At 67.8% G+C, this 17,906-nt stretch carries 9 protein-coding genes and 1 pseudogene; 6 read left to right on the plus strand and 4 right to left on the minus strand.

All coding sequences use genetic code 11. The features are described from left to right. From B9C43_RS25375 to B9C43_RS25385, 3 genes are all read right to left on the minus strand, one after another. Positions 1–4,065 carry a polymorphic toxin-type HINT domain-containing protein gene (locus B9C43_RS25375; RefSeq protein ID WP_084429584.1) on the minus strand — a complete coding sequence of 1,355 codons (4,065 nt, stop codon included), beginning with the start codon at positions 4,063–4,065 and terminating at the stop codon, positions 1–3. Between the two features lie 80 nt (positions 4,066–4,145). Further along, on the minus strand, positions 4,146–6,266 hold the full coding sequence (locus tag B9C43_RS25380; RefSeq protein ID WP_084429585.1) for an AbfB domain-containing protein: 2,121 nt from the start codon (positions 6,264–6,266) through the stop codon (positions 4,146–4,148). Between the two features lie 66 nt (positions 6,267–6,332). Further along, positions 6,333–7,307, minus strand: coding sequence for a hypothetical protein (locus tag B9C43_RS25385; RefSeq protein WP_084429586.1), 975 nt, complete (start codon positions 7,305–7,307; stop codon positions 6,333–6,335). 288 nt (positions 7,308–7,595) lie between these two features. Between B9C43_RS25385 and mfd the strand changes: the two genes are divergently transcribed. From mfd to B9C43_RS25410, 5 genes and pseudogenes are all read left to right on the plus strand, one after another. Further along, the gene (gene mfd, locus B9C43_RS25390) at positions 7,596–11,153 is read left to right on the plus strand and encodes a transcription-repair coupling factor (RefSeq protein ID WP_084429587.1); all 3,558 of its coding nucleotides are present in this window, start codon (positions 7,596–7,598) and stop codon (positions 11,151–11,153) included. A 28-nt stretch (positions 11,154–11,181) separates the two neighbouring features. After that, a complete protein-coding gene (locus tag B9C43_RS25395) occupies positions 11,182–12,141 on the plus strand; it encodes a hypothetical protein (RefSeq protein ID WP_143446580.1) in 960 nt (319 codons plus the stop codon). Next, positions 12,141–12,833: pseudogene (locus B9C43_RS25400) on the plus strand (MazG family protein); the annotation flags it as partial. The gene B9C43_RS25395 and the pseudogene B9C43_RS25400, both read left to right, overlap by 1 nt. Before the next feature lie 13 nt (positions 12,834–12,846). Then, on the plus strand, positions 12,847–13,263 hold the full coding sequence (locus B9C43_RS25405) for a nucleoside deaminase (RefSeq protein WP_084429589.1): 417 nt from the start codon (positions 12,847–12,849) through the stop codon (positions 13,261–13,263). Between the two features lie 107 nt (positions 13,264–13,370). Beyond that, a complete protein-coding gene (locus B9C43_RS25410; protein ID WP_084429590.1) occupies positions 13,371–13,877 on the plus strand; it encodes an SDR family oxidoreductase in 507 nt (168 codons plus the stop codon). On the opposite strand, the gene B9C43_RS25415 is transcribed toward B9C43_RS25410, so the two are convergent. After that, the gene (locus tag B9C43_RS25415) at positions 13,831–14,658 is read right to left on the minus strand and encodes a class I SAM-dependent methyltransferase (RefSeq protein ID WP_235038826.1); all 828 of its coding nucleotides are present in this window, start codon (positions 14,656–14,658) and stop codon (positions 13,831–13,833) included. The two genes, B9C43_RS25410 and B9C43_RS25415, sit on opposite strands and share 47 nt — an antisense overlap. Positions 14,659–14,699: 41 nt before the next feature. On the opposite strand from B9C43_RS25415, the gene B9C43_RS25420 reads away from it, so the two are divergent. Further along, positions 14,700–17,867, plus strand: a complete 3,168-nt coding sequence (locus B9C43_RS25420; RefSeq protein ID WP_200825689.1) for a S41 family peptidase — start codon at positions 14,700–14,702, stop codon at positions 17,865–17,867. Positions 17,868–17,906 lie beyond the last annotated feature (39 nt).

Genomic DNA, 17,906 nt, shown 5'->3' on the forward strand with positions numbered 1-17,906 from the left:
CTATTGACCGTACAGTTCCATCAATCGGTTGATCACTTTTTGCTCGTTGTCCTTGCTCGCCTTCGCCACGATCTCCATACAGCCCTCGCTGTTGATCCTGAAGAAGACCCGGCCACCGTTGCGGCCACGCAAGTAGGACAGCCCGGTGCCCTGGAGTGCCGAAGTCCCGATGCCGGGGTTCTTGTTGCCTTCCATGAACCTGCCGACCAGGTCGTCGATCTCCTTCTGCACCCGTTGGTCGCTGCCGGCCTCCTGGGCGTATTTCACCAGGCCGGAGTCGTTCTTGATCAGCGACTTGACGTCACAGTTGTGCACGAGCAGCTGTGCGTCGGTGATGTAGTAGTTGCTGTCGCCCGCGACCTCGAAGTTGTAGACGGTCGTGGCGACTGGCCGCGCGGTGATGGCCTCGACGACCGGCCTGGTGCCGTTGAGGGACTGGAACTGGTCGCCGACGACGACCTTGCCCGCGTCGACCCAGCCCTTGCCGACCACCCAGAACGGGTGCTCCGGCGTGACATCGATGTTCTCGCCGGCGACCGAGATGGTCAGCATCTTGGTCGCCTGCTTGTTGAACAGCCCCTCCACGCGCCGCAGCTGCGAACGCCCGGTGGAGATGTCGCGTGCCCACACCTGGTCGCCGATGGCGATCTGTTCGATCGGCTTCGACCCGTTCTCGACCGACACCGGTGTGCCAGCAGGGAAGCAGTTGCACGGGATCCGCTTGATGTTGGCCAGACCGCTGCGCAGACGGTCGATCAGACCCTTGCCCGCGGCCGCGCCTTCGAGGAACTTGGTGAGGCCACCGGCGATCTTGCCGATCGCCGCGGAGACCGCCGGGATCTTGGCGATGATCAGCAGCAGCGAGCCGACGTTCACCACTGTCCACAGGCAACTGATGATGTCGCCTTCACCGAAGCACTTCTTGGCGTCGGTGACACCGATGATGTCCAGCAGGACCTGACCGCCGTGCTCCTTGATGAAGTCGAGGATGCCCTTGTTGGCGGCTGCCATCGCTTCTTCGTACTGCGCGACGAGCTCGTCACCGCCTTGGTAGCGGAGCATGTCCTTCTCGTCCTCGGAGAGACCGGACTCGCCCCCGTCGACGGCGTCCACATCTTGCCGCCGCTTCTCCTCCTCGGCTCGCCTGGCCGCTTCCTCTGCTCGGTCAGCCGCTTTGCTTGCCTCGACCGCTGCGGCGTAAGCGTTCTTGGCTGCTTCGGCCGCGCCGTCAGCGTGTTTTTGTGCGCTGTCGGCTGCAGCCGCTGCTGCGGTGGCGTCGGCTTCGGCGCGGTCAGCTGCTCCTCGGGCGGCTGCGGCGTCAGCCTCGGCCCTGCTGGCGGCCGAACGTGCCGCAGCGGCATCGGCTTCCGCAGCCGACGCACTGCGTCCGGCGATGGCTGCGTCGTTGGCTGCCGCGTTGGCCGCTGCCCGTGCTTTGCGGGCGTCTTCACGGGCTTGGGCGTCGGCTTGGTTGGCACGTGCCGCTGCTGCACGTGCCGCGGCACCATCTACGGCCGCCTCGGCGGCGTATTTCTGCGCGTCCGCCGCGGACCGTGCTGCCGCCGCAGACGACTTCGCCGCCGCAGCCGCCGCGTCATAGGCGGGCTTGACCTCCGCCGCAGCCCGATCAGCGGCCTCCTGCGCCAACCGCGCGGCCTCAAACGCTTCCGCGGCACGGCGTTCGGCCGCGGCGGCCTGCTCGGCGCCCACCGCGCGAGCCTGCTCGGCCACCCGGACCACGAAATCCGCGTCGATGTCCTGGCCGGTGAACGGCGCCACCACAGCAATCGCCGTGTTCGCCGGTTGGGTGATCGCCTGCGAGGACGACTTCGCCGCCGACGCCGCCTGCAACGCCAGACTTGCCTGTGTCGCAGCAGACACGGCTTCATGCGCGGCCGCGTCGGCCTCGGCTTTGGTGCGCTCAGCCGACATCTGCGACTGCATCGCCTCCGACGCCGCCTGGTTGGCCAAGTTCACCGCATTCTGCGCCGCCTCAGCCGCCTTGGCCTCCTGGAACGTGGCGTCCGACGCCGCCGAGTTCGCCCGCAGAGCGGCGGCATGTGTTGCTGCTGCTTCGGCTTCGGCGCGGTTGGCGGCTGCGTTCGCCCGTGCGGCAGCGGCCTGTGCGGCTTGTGCTGCGGCGCGAGCGCGTGCTGCGGCGCGTGTGGCTTCTGTTGCTGCGCCACGAGCGCCTGCGGCCGCGCCTGTTGCGGCGTTCGCCGCGTTGCGAGCGGCTCCTGCGGCGCCCGCTGCGGTCATGGCCTCGCCGCGTGCTTTGTTGGCCTCAGTTTGGGCCGCTTCAGCGTGAGGGCCACCCCGCGCGGCCGCTGCCATCGCGTCCATCGCTGCCGCTCGGGACTCGGCCGCGCGCTGTTCGCGTTCGGCTTTGTATGCCGCGTCGCGGCTGGCGTTCGCGTTGCGTTCTTCGGTGCGGGCGTTGGTTTCCGCTTGTGCCGCAGCACCGTCCGCCGCCTCAGCACGGCCACGCGCCGCGGCCGCGATCCCAGCTTGAGCCTCGGCTTCGCCGCGCATCGCCCGGGCCACGGCGGCTTGCTGTTCGGCACGGCCACGTGCCGCGGCGGCGTTGGCCCGCTCCCGCTCAGCAATCGCGCGCTGCGCGGCTGCGGTCGCCGCCTCCCGCTCAGCGATGATCCGCTGCTGACGGGTCCGCTCGGCCGCGGCCCAGGCCTGCGCTTCCGCGACCTCCGCCGCCTGACGGGCGGCCTTGGTCCGGGCTGCCGCGTCCTTCGCGGCCTCCATCTGCACGCGGGCCGCCTCCGCGAGGTCGGCCGCGGCACGGGCGTGTGCTTCGGCGGTCTCGCGCCACTTCTTGGCCTGCTCGGCGTGCCGCTCCGCGCGTTCCTGGGCGTTACGGGCCTGGTCGGTGAACGCCGCCGCATCAATTGAGTGCGACGCGGTCTCCACGGCCGAGACTGCCGCGCGGGCGGCCTGGGACATGCCGAAGGCCATTTGTGCCCATTGCGCGCCGTAGGGCAGACCGGTCTCGACCAGGATCTCCGCCTGCACCTGCGCCTGCACCGCCGCCCGCTGCGCCTCATCCGCCGCAGCGCGTGCGTTGCTCAGTTGGCGGGCGACCTCGGCTTTCACCCCGTCGAAGGCATCGATCGGGTGCTGGCCACCGGCGGTGTTCGCGGCCAGGATCTGCTCCGCCCGCCGAGCCTCGTTGCCCGCCAGGATCAACGCGTTGGAGGAGCGCTGCAACGCGCGGATGCCGTTGCCGTGCTGCACCAACAACACCCGGCGCGCCTCGTTGGCACGAGCGGACTTCTTGGCCAACTCCGACAACGCTTCCGCGGCCTTGATCCGGGCTTCCTCATCGGCCAGGAACTTCTCCCGGGCGTCGGCGTCCCGCTTGGCCGCCTCCACATACCCAGAAGCCAGGAACTGCTCAACCGCTACGTCCCCGGCATCCAGCGCGGTCTGCGCGGCCCGTTTGACCTCCGGACCACCCACCCCCACCAGCATCTGCACGCGAGCACGGTTTTCCGCCGCCCGCTGCTGCGCGCTCTGCGTGGCCGCGGCATCCCGCTGCTCGGCAATGGAACGGCCGTATGCCAGGAACTGCACGCGATCCAAATCGGTGCCCGCCAGCACACGGTCCACTTCGGCCCGAAGGTATGCGCCTCCGGTGCCACGCAACGGCTCAATCGCCGCCCGGTTCTCCGCCGCGACCCGCGCCTTACGCTCCCCGGCCCGCTTCTGCGCCTCTTTCAGACCGGTGTTGAGGAACGCCATGATCGCCGCACGGCCACCATCCAACGCGGCCTTCGCAGCATCCCGAACCTCGACGTCTTCGGCCAACTCGGCGTTGTCGGCCACCAACTGCCGCAACCGAGGATCACCAGTATCCGCAACACCCGCCTTACCGTCCCACTCCTTGTACGGATCCGGCGGCATCGGCCGCGGCGGAGACGGGTCCTCTGTGGACACTGTGGACACTGTGGTCACGGTGGGCGACGCGACCGCGACGTTGCTGGGCTGCACCAGCCCTGCGAACACCACGGCGGTCAGCGACGCCGCCAAAGCTCTTCGAATGAGTCTCATCGCTCTGCAAAACCCCCTGAGATGTCAATGGGGCCCGGCACCCGTCAAACGAGTGCCGGGCCCCTGTCAGACCTGGTTGATCAGAACTTGGTGTCCCAGGTCTTTCCGGTCGCCGGGTCGTGGTAGATGTAGCCGCCCTGGAAGGTGCTCCGGCGCAGGTTGCCCACCTGCTCCTCGTCGGTGGTCGGGTAGCCGAGGTACGACCGCTCCCAATCCATTGCCTGCCAACGGTCCCGGATCGCGCCGTAGATCAGGCGCGCGCCGGTGGCCTCGGTCCAGTAGATCGACAGCCCGTTCACGAAGTGGGTGTACGTGCCCTTGCCGTCCGGCGTACGGGTGGTGTCGATGAGCGGCAGCCTCCACTTAGGACCGCCGGATGCCCGGTACTTCACCAGCGCCGGGCCGGAGACGCTGCGCACGCCGGTGTCCTTGCCCCAGTACGCGCTGGCGTTGTTGGCGAACTCGCGGTAGCGGACGGCGCCGTCGAGGACCTCAGCGGACTTCGGGTTGCCCACGAACGCGCGCCACGCGTCGTCGTTGTGCCAGCGCAGCATGATCTGCGTGGTGACGTTCGGGTCGGGGTCGACGATCTTCCAGGTCGTGTCGACCTCGAACACGTGCGGGTTCAGGTCACCCGTGGTGTTGCCGCTCTTGGCACCGGCCCACAGCTGGGCGCCGTAGTGCCGCAGGAACCGGCCGGGCAGCGCCTTGGACTCCAGCGAAACATCAGAACCGGAGTTGCCCAGCTTCGGGCACCAGGTCGCGTCCTTCTTGTACTGCTCGCTGCCATCGCTGGCGTGCAGCTTGACGCGGTAGTCCTGGACACGCAGGTAGCTGCCGACATGCGCGGCGGACTCGAACGAGAAGCAGTTCACGTCGGCGAGACCGGTGACGACCTTCCAGCTCGCCTCGCCCAGCGGAGCGTCCGCTGTGGTCGTGCTCTGCGTACCTGGCGTGATCCCCGCGTCGCCACCACCGGTGCGCACGTGCCAGGCCTTCACGCCCGGCGTCGTGGTCATCAGCGACTGGTTCAGCACCGCGTACTGCGTCTCCGACAAGAACTTGGTCACGTCAGCCGGAGTCCCGGCCAGTGCGGCGTTCGCCGCTGCGACCAGACGCGGGCGGACCCGGCCTGCCTCGGCCTTGGCCTTGATCTCACGGACCTTCTGCCGGTCGGCTTCCTCCCGGATAGCCTTCTCCCGCGCGGCGTCACGTTGGTCAGCGGCCTTCAGCCCAGTGTCGATGAACGCCTTCCAGTCCGCCGGATTACTGCTGCGCAACGCGGCATCCGCGGCGTTCTTCACCTCAACGTGCCGAGGATCGGCCAACTCCGGCGTGGTCAGCAACTGCCGGATGAAATTGTCATCCGACAAAGTCAGCCAACCTTCAGGCGCGATGATCCCCAGCACCGCCGCAGCGTTCTTCTTGGCCTGCTTGGCAGCCAAGATCCGCGCGGCCTCCTCGCTCTCCTGCTTGGCCTTCTCAATCGCATCCCGCTGATCTTCCAAATGCAGCGTGTAGATCGTGGTAGTGATGAACGTCTTCCACGCCACCGCATCACCACCCCACGCGTTCACCGCACCCTCTTTGACCTTCGGCCCAGTCGAGCGACGCCACACCTGGTAGACGAAGTTCTGATCGTTGCCGTCCAGCATCGCCGCATCCGCCGGGATCTCCGCGAACGCTGCGGCCTTCTGCCGCGCTTCGCGGGCCTGGCGCGCCTCTTCCTGACGGCGGGCGTAATCCAGGTGGTCACGGTCGACGAAATCGTGAATACCGGCGCGGATGAACGCGGTCGCGTCCGGCGCGTCCGGCGTGTCCACGACGATCTTGTAGACCCGGTAGGCCTCGGCTTTGGTCAACGGGTACTTGTCCGGGCTGATCTTGTCGTAGACGCGGAACACGAAGTTCTTGTCCGACAGCATCAGCCACTCGTCGGTCGCCTCACCGACCTCGATCGCCCGCACCGCACGGACCTTCTCCACCTCGGTGGACTCCGGCACCGCGGTCGCCGCTGGGTCGGCGGCATCCGGTGGGATCGCCGGTGCGTTCGCGGTCGCCTCCGAGTTGCGGGAAGCCGCTGCCGGCGGGATGTCCGACGGTGCCGCGTGCGCTGCCACCGGTGCCATCAGGCCGGTGACGAGTGCGGCGGTGACCAGCCCGCGCGCCAGACGTCTACTGTGGACTGTTGTTCTTCGCATACCTTCTCTTTTCTGGGCATGGCAAAGCGATCGCCACTACCGGCGAATGCTCTTGTCAGGAAATGGTCAGAGAGTGTTCTTGACGCGCTGTTCGCCGTCGAGAGCCTGCTGCAGCAAGGCGTTCCAGTACGCCGCCTGCTGCGTCGCCGAGTCACGCTCGGCCAGCCACGCGGTCTCCGACGTCCTCGCCGGATCGATGATCGACGTCCAGTTCGGCCCCTGCGCGGCCTGCGCCGCCGCCAGCACCGCACGCCAGTTCTCGGCCTGGCGCAGGGCGAAGTCCTGTGCCTCGGTCCAGCCCGACCGGGCCGGTTGCGTCTGCGTGCCGACCTGCTGCCACGCACGCGCTGCCGCGTCCTTGGCCTGCTCCTTGGTCTCTTCCGACGCTTCCCGCGCGGCCTTTTCGGCGGCTTCGGCGTCGGCGACCAGGCGGGTGATCGTGCTGCGCCACTTCATGTTCTCGTTCGCGTGCCGCATCCGGAAGACCTCGAGGTCCAGCCGCGACCCGGTCGCCCAGCCGTAGGCGAAGAACTCGACCAGGTCATCGTCGGCCGACCCTTCCCGCACCGCGTACGACGCGGACAACCGCACCTGCTCACCAGGGTCGTTCGCAGCCAGGTTCCTGACGAAGTCCCGGTCGCGCTGAACAAGTGCTTGCTTCTGGGCACCGATCTCGTCGCGGTACACCCGATCGCGTGACCGTGCCGCCTCGTAACCGGTCCGCACGAACGTCTCACGCTCGGCGTCTGTCGCGTTCGGACCCAGCAGGCGTTTCGCCTCGTTGTGGATCTCAGGCGAGTACTCCACCGTCGTCGTCTCGTAGACCCGGCGGATGAAGTCCATATTGCGCACACGACGCTGCTGCGCGCGCTCGACCGCGTAGTCGTAACCGGACTCAAGGAACGCGGCTATTGCCGCATCAGGATTGCTGCTCACCAATGCGGACCACGCTGCGGTCCGCACAGTGCTGTACGGATGGGCGCTGGCCAGGTATCTCACCCAGATCCAGTCGTCTGACGGCTGTTCTGCGTTGATCGTCACGGACGGTCCCGCGTAGGCAGCAACGGGTGCTGCCACCGAGAAGGACGCCACAATGCAGGCAGCGCAAATTAGGGCACGTCTCACCCTGAAATCCCCCAGTGTCATCGAGCCCCCCGGCTCGTTCAGATCGCAACGTAACCACCGGACTGCCACCGCGCAAGGGAAACCGATCACACTGTTGCGTAAGTTCCGACAGATGGCGTAGGCCGCACGGCCCGCTCGAAACAAAAGTGTCGGACCCCCGACGTAAGCTTGTCGGGTCCGACTCTTCGGCAAGGGGAAGCTTCCGTGACTCACGCTCCGCTGACTGGTCTGTTGGCCGGCCTGTCCGCTGATCCCGCGGTCACGGCTGTCGCCGAAGCCGCTGGCGCGCCGCTGTACGAACTCGAAGGCCCGCCCGCGGTGCGCCCGGTGGTGGCCGCGACGCTCGCTGCCCACTCGACGGTCCTCGCGGTGACCGCGACGGGCCGCGAGGCCGACGACTTAACAGCCGCTTTGGGGGATTTGCTCGGTAAGGACGCCGTCGCGGCATTCCCGTCGTGGGAGACGCTGCCGCACGAGCGTTTGTCACCGCGCGCTGACACGGTCGCTCAGCGGTTGTCTGTCCTGCGCAAGCTGGCGCACCCGGAAGGGCCGCCGATCAAGGTCATCGTCTCGACCGTGCGCAGCCTGATTCAGCCGATGGCGCCTGGCCTGGGCGAGCTCGCGCCCGTGCACCTCACCACCGGCGAGGAGCAAGACTTCGACGAGCTGATCGAGCGGCTCGTGGTGCTCGCTTACACCCGCGTCGACATGGTCGAGAAGCGCGGCGAGTTCGCGGTGCGCGGCGGCATCCTCGACCTCTTCCCGCCGACCGCCGAGCACCCGTACCGCGTCGAGTTCTGGGGCGACGAGGTCAGCGAGATCCGGCCGTTCGCCGTGGCCGACCAGCGCTCGCTGCCCGCCAAGGTCAGCGAGGTGACCGCGTCGCCGTGCCGTGAGCTGCTGCTCACCGAGGACGTGAAGCGGCGCGCGGCCGACCTGGCGACCGAGCACGCGACCGACCCGCACCTGGCCGAGATGCTGACCAAGCTCTCCGGTGGCATCCCGGTCGAGGGCATGGAGGCGCTGATCCCGGTGCTCTGCGTCGGCGAGCTTGAGCTGCTCACCGACGTCCTGCCGGACGGTTCGCACGTGCTCGTGGTCGACCCGGAGAAGATCCGCACGCGGGCGCACGACCTGGTCCGCACTGGTCAGGAGTTCCTCGAGGCCTCGTGGATGGCCGCTGCCGGTGGTGGCAAGGCCCCGATCGACCTCGGTGCTTCGGCGTACCGCGAGCTGGGCGAGGTCGTCACGCACGCACGCGACACGGGCCGTCGCTGGTGGACGTTGAGCCAGCTCACGGGCTCTCCGGACGTGCTGTCCCTCGGCATCAAGCCGGTCGACTCGTATCGCGGCGACATCGAGCGTGCGTTTACGGACCTGCGCGCCCACACCGCGGCTGGCGGCGCCGCTGTCCTGGTTGTGCCTGGTTCCGGTACGGCACAGCGTGCGGTTGAGCAACTCGGCGAAGCTGACGTCCCGGCGCGGTTCGCCCCCGACGGGCTCGCCGAGGCGCCGGAGCGTGGCGTGGTCACGGTCGTGCGGGGCGCGTTGGAAGACGGCTTCGTCGCGCCTGAGTCGGCATTGGTCGTACTGACCGAGACCGACCTGACCGGTGGACGGCATGGGACGTCCACAAAGGACATGTCGGCCAAGATGCCGTCCAGGCGGCGCAACGCTGTCGACCCGTTGGCGCTCAAGACCGGCGACTACGTGGTGCACGAGCAGCACGGCATCGGCAAGTACATCGAGATGGTCCAGCGCACGGTCGCCGGCGCGACTCGTGAGTACCTCGTGCTGGAGTACGCGTCGTCGAAGCGCGGCCAGCCGGGGGACCGGCTCTTCGTGCCGACCGACCAGCTCGACGAGGTCTCCCGCTATGTCGGCGGCGAGCTGCCGACGCTGAACAAGCTCGGCGGGTCGGACTGGAAGAACACGAAAGCCAAGGCCCGCAAGGCAGTCAAGCAGATCGCGGCCGAGCTCGTGCAGCTGTACGCAGCCAGGCAGTCCGCACCAGGGCACGCGTTCGGAGCGGACACGCCGTGGCAGCGTGAGCTGGAGGACGCGTTCCCCTTCACCGAGACCGTCGACCAGATGGCCGCGATCGACGAGGTCAAGGCCGACATGGAACGCGGCGTGCCGATGGACCGCGTGATCTGTGGCGACGTCGGCTACGGCAAGACCGAGATCGCGGTCCGGGCAGCGTTCAAGGCGGTCCAGGACGGCAAGCAGGTCGTCGTGCTGGTGCCGACCACGCTGCTGGCGCAGCAGCACCTGAACACGTTCGTCGAGCGCATGCGGTCCTTCCCGGTGACGGTCAAGGGTCTGTCCCGGTTCACCGACGCTCTCGAGTCCGACAAGGTCATCGCGGGCCTCGCCGACGGCGAAGTCGACATCGTCATCGGCACGCACCGCCTGCTGCAGACCGGCATCCGTTACAAGGACCTCGGCCTGGTGATCGTCGACGAGGAACAGCGCTTCGGCGTCGAGCACAAGGAACACATCAAGGCACTGCGCACCCACGTGGACGTGCTGACCATGTCCGCGACGCCGATCCCGCGCACGCTGGAGATGTCGCTCGCGGGTATCCGCGAGATGTCCACAATCCTCACTCCGCCCGAGGACCGGCACCCGATCCTGACGTACGTCGGTGGGTACGACGAGAAGCAGGTGGCCGCTGCGATCAGGCGTGAACTCCTGCGTGACGGCCAGGTCTTCTTCGTGCACAACCGGGTCTCGTCGATCGAGCGGGCCGCCAAGCGGATCCGCGAGCTCGTGCCCGAGGCGCGCGTGGTCACCGCGCACGGCCAGATGAACGAGGACCGCCTCGAGAAGATCATCCAAGGCTTCTGGGAACGCGAACACGACGTGCTCGTGTCCACCACGATCGTCGAGACGGGCCTGGACATCTCCAACGCCAACACGCTGATCGTCGAACGCGGCGACCTCCTCGGCCTCGCTCAGCTGCACCAGCTGCGCGGCCGGGTTGGCCGTGGCCGTGAACGTGGGTACGCGTACTTCCTGTACCCGCCGGAGGCCCCGCTCACCGAGACCGCGCACGACCGGCTCGCCACCATCGCGCAGAACACCGAGCTCGGCGCGGGTATGGCGGTGGCCATGAAGGACCTGGAGATCCGCGGCGCGGGCAACATCCTCGGCGCCGAGCAGTCCGGGCACATCGCGGGCGTCGGCTTCGACCTCTATGTCCGGCTGGTCGGCGAGGCCGTCGAGGCATTCCGCAGGCACGCCGGCGCCGACGTGCCGGAAGGCGAGGAGGAGCTGGCCGAGGTCCGTGTGGACCTGCCGGTCGACGCGCACATCCCGCACGACTACGTGCCGGGCGAGCGGTTGCGTCTTGAGGCGTACCGCAAGATCGCCGCGGCGCGTGACGCCGATGAGCTCGCCGGGGTGATGGAGGAGCTCAAGGACCGCTACGGCGCCCCGCCGCTGCCGGTCGAGCGGCTCTTCGCGGTGGCCGGATTCCGCCAGACCTGCCGTACACACGGCGTCACCGAGGTCACCACCCAGGGCGCGTCGATCCGGTTCACCCCGTTGGACCTGCGCGACTCGCAGCTCGTCCGGCTCAAGCGGCTGCACCCCAAGGCGAACTACAAAGCGGTTACGAACACCGTGACGGTGCCTCGCCCGACCGAGGGCCCGGCCGGTGGCCGGATCGGTGCGCCGCACCTGCGTGACCAGGAACTTCTCAAGTGGTGTGCGGACTTCCTGGAAAGCCTCGTGATCGCCCCGGCCCCAGTCGGGTGACAACATCGCCTATGAGAGGCTTGCCACTGTGACGACTGCCATGCGCCGCTCAATCGGGATGATCACCGCAACGGCCCTGCTCGTGGCCGGTTGCAGTGCGGGTCAGGGCGACCCGAAGGTTGCTTTGACCGTCGGTGACGTAAAGGTGTCGACGGTCGAGCAGGTCCAGCGGACGCTGACCGACCTGCTGGCCACCAACCAGGGCGCACAGGACCAGGCCCGCCAGCACAAACTGGACCAGGTCTCGCGCGGCATCATCACGCAGCAGGCGGTCAACCAGTTGACTGCCGAGGCCGCGCGGCGTGCGGGCATCCAGATCCCCGACGCACTGGCCGAGGAAGCGATCCCGCAGCTGACCGGGCCGGCGGCGACCGAGGGCGATCCCTTCCAGGCGACCGTGGACGCCGCGTTCCCAGCCAAGGAGCTGGCCCGCTACCGCCTGGCGCTGGCCGAGCTCGGTGCCCGGGCGATCGGCCGGACCGCGATCACGTTCGACGCGGCGTTCCCGCAGAACTTCGAAGACGCGCGTGAGCTGGCCCGCAAGGTCGCCGCGGACCCGGCTCAGTCCGCCGCGCTGATGCAGGCGGTGCCCAATCCGCAGCAGGAAGCGGCCATCAACCAGACGCAGAGCTCGGCGAGCGCGCAGAACGCGACGCAGCTGCTGCAGATCGCCGGTTTCCCGCTGTTCAACATTCCCGTCGGCTCTGTCGTCGCCACACGGCTGGAAGGTGAACAGGGCGGGTACGTCGTGTTCTACATGAAGGCCAAGCAGACCGCGGCGCCGCCCGCCGGTTTCGACGTTGGCCAGATCCCGCTGCTTGACCGGTCCAAGGTCGGCCGGGCCCAGTTGATGGACGTGGCACTGAAGACCCGGGTCGAGCCCAACCCGCGGTTCGGCACGTGGGACCCGTTCAGCCTGCGGGTCGTCTCCGCTGAGGAGGCCGCGGTGGCCAGCGCGGTGTACCAGGCCGCCGCGACGAAGCCGTGACACCAGGCGAGAAGTTGCTCGAAGCGGTGGCGGTGATGGACCGCCTCCGCTCGCCGGGTGGGTGTCCATGGGATGCCGAGCAGACCCACGAGTCGTTGCGGCAGTACCTGATCGAAGAGTGCTTCGAGCTGATCGAGGCAATCGAGGACGGCGACCGCGCGGCCTTGCGTGAAGAGCTCGGCGACGTGCTGCTGCAGGTGCTGTTCCACGCCCGGGTCGCGCAGGAGGACCCGGCCGACCCGTTCACGATCGACGACGTGGCCGAAGCGCTGTCGGCGAAGCTGATCGGCCGTCACCCGCACGTCTTCGCGACCGACCCGGCGGTGCGGGACTCGGCGACCCAGGAGAAGCGCTGGGAAGAGCTGAAGCAGGACGAGAAGAAACGCGAATCCAGCATCGACGGCGTAGCCCTCGGCGCACCCGCCCTCGCTCTCGCCGCGAAACTCGCCCAACGCACGGCTCGCGCCGGATTCCCAACGGATCTGCTGCCATCCGGCGACAGCCCAGCGGAGCAACTCTTCGCCACCGCCGCCCGCGCCAAGATCGCGGGCGAGGAGCCCGAGGGCGATGTCCGTGCGGTGGCACGGAAGTTCGCCGAGGACGTGCGGACGGCTGAGCGTGCCGCGAAGGACGCGGGCCTTGACCCGGCCGCGTTGACCGAGGAGCAGTGGCGGCAGTACTGGCCTGGATGACGAGGGGGCGACGGTGAACCAAGACCACCTCAGGCGAGCGATCGCACTGGCAGTCGAAGCACGAGCGGGCGGGAACCCGCCGTTCGGGTCGCTCCTGGTCGGGCCGGACGGCGCTGTGCTGGCGGAGGAACGCAACTCCAGCCTCACCGACAACGACATCACCGCGCACCCGGAGCTGAAACTCGCCCGCTGGGCCGCCCAGTCGCTGGACGCCGCCACCGCCGCCGGGACCACGATGTACACCAGCTGTGAACCGTGCGGGATGTGCGCGGGCGCACTGGCTCGCTCCGGGATCGGACACGTGGTGTTCGCGTTGTCGGGCGAGCAGCTCAACGGGTTGAGGACGTCCGGTGGCGGATTCCCCGCGGTGCCGACCGATGGGCCGCACCTCTACGACGAGGCCAAGACTCCCGTCGAGGGGTACTACTGACCGCGGGCACGGCGGAAGCAAGACCTGACCTCGATTGAGGACGGAAGTTGGCCTAAAGGGTCGTTACGGTCGCCATCAGTACCGACACACGACCTGAGGAGTGACCCATCGGCTCCGCAGTCGTCAAGCAGCTCGTCGAAGCCGGCCACCAGGTCCGCGCGCTGACTCGCAATGCTCTTGCCGCGAACCTGCCCGAGCAGGTTGAGGTCGCTGAGGGTGACCTGACCAGGCCGGAGTCCCTTGAGCCGGCGTTTCAGGGCGTCACCGCCGTCATGAGCAACGCCCTCGGCTGGGCCGAGACGATTCGTTCCGAAGGCGTTGTCAGGGAACCGTATGGCGAAAGGCTGACCGCGTCGGTCGACATCGACGACTTCGCCGCGGTGGTGGCGGCCGTGCTGGTGGACGGCGGTCACTCCGGCCAGTCCTATCGCGTCACCGGCCCCGAGGCGCTGACCCCCGGCGAGAAGGTCCGGGCCATCGCCGCGGCCCTCGGCGAGGATGTCCGGTTCGAGGAGCTCACACCGAGAACTCGCACGCCTTCCGCTGAGCATGGCGTGCCATCGAGCCTTACGGCCGCCAGATGTCGATGGCGATCTGACGTGTTTGCTCGCTGAACGTGCCGCTTGGGCTGGTGTCGTGCAGGAGCTGCCTCAGCTCGGCCTCGAACTTCCCGAGCTCGTCGCCGAACAGGTGTGGTGCCGCGCTCGACAGCGAGAACACCGCGGCGACGACCTCGTCAGTGCTGCGAGTGAGCACCCTGCCGGGGATCTCGATCTGCTGTGGACCGGTGAAGCCCGCGGCTCGGTAGATCTCGCCCTCGCCGCTGGCCGTGCCCTGGGCGAGCGAGCCTTGGCCTGCGCGCCGGGTGGGGCCCAGGTAGCTGCGGACCAGTTCGGTGATCGCTGAGTGCGGCGGGCGGGGATGCGCCAGGGCTTCCTCGCCGTTGACGCCTTGATGCGTTGTGGCGTGCACATGTGCGCAGGCTCCGCCGGCGTCCAGCATGCTTCGGGCGATCGAGGCAACTTTTGGCCGGTCCATCCAATGAAAGGACTGGGCGAAAGTGATCAGCCGGAAACTGCCCAGCCCGGCGGGCAGGTCCTCGGCACGCATATGCCGCCATTGCGTGTTGTGGATGCCCGTTTCGGTGGCGAGACGACTCGCTTCGGTGAGCATGTCGGGGTCCGCGTCCACGCCGACCGCCTGCTCGAATCGGTTGGCCAGCAGCAAGGTCAGGGAGCCTGGACCGCATCCGACGTCGAGCAGGCGTCCGGAACCGTCAAGGCCAAGCTCGGTGGTCAGAGCGTCGGCGAGGGCTGTGGGATACGGCATCCGGCCTCGCGGGTAGTACCGGGCACTGCCTGAATAGAGCGACGGATCCCATTGCCAAGTTGCCACGTCGACCAGCGTAGGGGCCGCACGACGGTAAGTTGGGTCGAGTGAGTGACGCGTATCTGCGGTTTCCCCACCTGCATGGCGACCTCGTCACGTTCGTGGCCGAGGACGATGTCTGGCTGGCGCCGATGGACGGTGGCCGCGCCTGGCGGGTGTCCGCCGATCAGATGGCGGTGGCCCGCCCGCGGATTTCCCCTGACGGCAGCCACATCGCGTGGACCAGCACCAGGGACGTCGAGCCCGAGGTGCACGTCGCGCCCGTGGACGGCGGGGAAAGCCGCAGGCTGACTCATTGGGGCTCAGTCAAAACCACGGCCCTCGGCTGGAACCCGGCAGGCGAGGTGCTCGCGATCAGTTCCGTGTCGCAAGCACAATTCCGTCGCACCTGGGCGTACGCGATCCCGCTCGACGGTCAGCCGCGACAGTTGCCGTGGGGTCCGGTCGGGGACATCACGTACCGCGAGGACGGCGCGGTGCTCGTGCAGACACGTGACTCGGACGATCCGGCGTATTGGAAGCGCTACCGAGGCGGCACGGTCGGCCGGTTCTGGGTGGACGTGGCGGGTTCCGGCGAATTCACCCGCATCCTGTCCGAACTGGACTCCAGCTTGGTTTCGCCGATGTGGATCGGCGATCGGATCGCGTTCCTGTCCGACCATTCGGGCGTTGGCAACGTGTACTCGTGCCTGCCGGACGGCACGGATCTGCGGCAGCACACCGATCACGAGTTCTACGCGCGCAACGCGTCCACCGACGGCGCCCGCGTGGTGTACCACTCAGCGGGTGATCTGTGGATCTTGGACAGTCTCGACGCCGAGCCGCGTCGACTGTCGATCAGGCTTGGCGGGCCGCGAGTTTCCCGTCAGCGGTACCCGATCTCGGCACGGTGGTCCGTCGGTGACGTCGCTCCCGACCACACCGGCCGGGCGAGTGCCGTCGAGGTGCGCGGGACCGTGCACTGGTTGACGCACCAGGACGGGCCCGCCCGTGCCCTGTCTGCGGAACCCGGTGTGCGGGCGCGACTTCCGCAAGTCCTTGGGACGACTGGCCACGTCATCTGGGTCACGGATGTCGAGGGCGATGAAGCGCTGGAAATCGTGCCAGTTGAAGGGGGCGCACCCAGGCGCATCGGCTCGGGGCAAATCGGGCGTGTCCATGAGCTGGTCGCCGCGCCAGACGGCCGCAGGGTCGGACTGGTCACCGACAATGGCCGTGTTTTGCTTGTCGAGGTCGAAACGGGCGAAATTCGTGCTGTCACGGAGGTTCGTGATGGCGATCCGACGGGTTTGCAGTTCTCGCCGGACTCCGGCTGGCTCGCGTGGTCCCATCCAGGGCCGTCCCCGCTGCGTCAGATCAAGATGGCCGACACCACCAATTTGTCCATAGTAGACGTCACGCCGTTACGGTTCGACGATCACGAACCGGTTTTCACCGCGGACGGCAAGTACCTGGCGTTCCTGTCGGCGCGAAGCTTCGATCCGCGCTACGACGCGCACGTGTTCGACATGTACTTCGCGAGCGGATCACGCCCTTACCTGGTGCCATTGTCGGCGACAACACCATCGCCCTTCGCGCCGCAGGTCCAGGGGCGTCCGGTCACCGAGTCCGACGATGACGACAAGGATGACGACGAGGAGACAACACCGCGGGTTTCCGTTGACGTCGAAGGGATTTCCGACCGGCTAGTGCCGTTCCCAGTGGCGTCGGCCAGGTATTGGTCGTTGTACCCGGCCAAGGACGGTGTGCTGTGGATGACGCGCCCGTTGTCCGGCGAACTCGGGCACGACCTCGCTTCGACCGACGAAAGCCCACCCAGGTCGTCGTTGGTGCGATTCGACTTCGACAAGCGACGTACCGAGACTCTGGTCGACACCCTCGACCAGTTCTGGGTCAGCGGTGACGGCAAGCGGATCGTCGTCCACGATGGACGATCACTGCGCGTCTTGCCCTCGGAGCACAAGGCAGACGACGACAGCTCGGACAATGTGGACGTTGACCTGTCGCGGATCCGCGTAACCGTCGACCCGCCCGCGGAATGGCGCCAGTCCTACAACGAGGCCGGACGGCTGATGCGGGACCACTTCTGGCGCAGCGACATGGGCGGCGTCGACTGGGACGCCCAGCTCGCGCGTTACCGGACCTTGTTGCCACGATTGGGTTCCTACGATGATCTCGTGGACCTCATCTGGGAGGTTCAGGGCGAACTGGGAACTTCGCACGCGTATGTCTACGAGACACGGGACTCGCCGGATTCACGGGTGCGAGTCGGTTTGCTCGGCGCGGACTTCTCACCCGATGCCGAGGGCGTTTGGCGGATCGACAGGATTCTGCCGACGGAGACGTCAGATCCCGACGCCCGCTCGCCGTTGCGTGCTCCCGGTGTCGGAGTCCGCGTCGGCGACGCGATTCTGGCGGTCGACGGACGCGCAGTGGGAGCGTTGGGCCCATCGGCACTTTTGGCTGGTTCCGCAGGAAAGCCAGTCGAGCTGACCATTGGTCCGGCGGCAGGCGGGGCTTCGCGGCGGGTTGTCGTCGTGCCTTTGTTGGATGACACGGCTTTGCGGTATCACGCTTGGGTCGCCGAGCGCCGCGAGCACGTGCACTCACTGTCCGAGGGACGCGTCGGGTATTTGCACCTGCCCGACATGCTGTCGGCGGGATGGGCGCAACTGCACCGGGATCTTCGGCTGGAAATGCGCCGCGAGGCGTTGGTTGTGGACATCCGGGAGAATCGCGGCGGCCACCTTTCCCAGCTGGTAGTGGAAAAACTGGCCCGCCGAGTGGTCGGCTGGCAGATCAGCCGGGACGGCGCACGACCAGAGTCATATCCCCAGGACGCCCCCCGCGGCCCAATCGTGGCCGTGGCCGATGAGCAGAGCGGCTCCGACGGCGACATCGTCAACGCCGCGATCAAAGCCTTGGGGCTCGGGCCCGTCGTGGGCATGCGGACGTGGGGCGGAACGATCGGAATCGACAGCCGTTACCACCTGGTCGACGGAACACTCGTGACCCAGCCTTGCTACGCCACCTGGCTCGAAGGCCCCGGCTGGGGCGTCGAGAACCATGGCGTCGAGCCGGACGTCGAAGTGCCGATCACGCCAATGGATTACGCCGCAGGACGCGACCCGCAGTTGGATACCGCGGTGAGGCTGGCACTGGAGGCCCTGGAAACCCGCCCAGCCGTCAGCCCGCCCGCGCTGCCTGAGCTGTAGCTGAGGCATCGCACGGGTGTTCTTGGATGATGACCAGCC

The sequence above is a fragment of the Kibdelosporangium aridum genome, from assembly GCF_900176515.1.
GTDB classification, from domain to species: domain Bacteria; phylum Actinomycetota; class Actinomycetes; order Mycobacteriales; family Pseudonocardiaceae; genus Kibdelosporangium; species Kibdelosporangium aridum.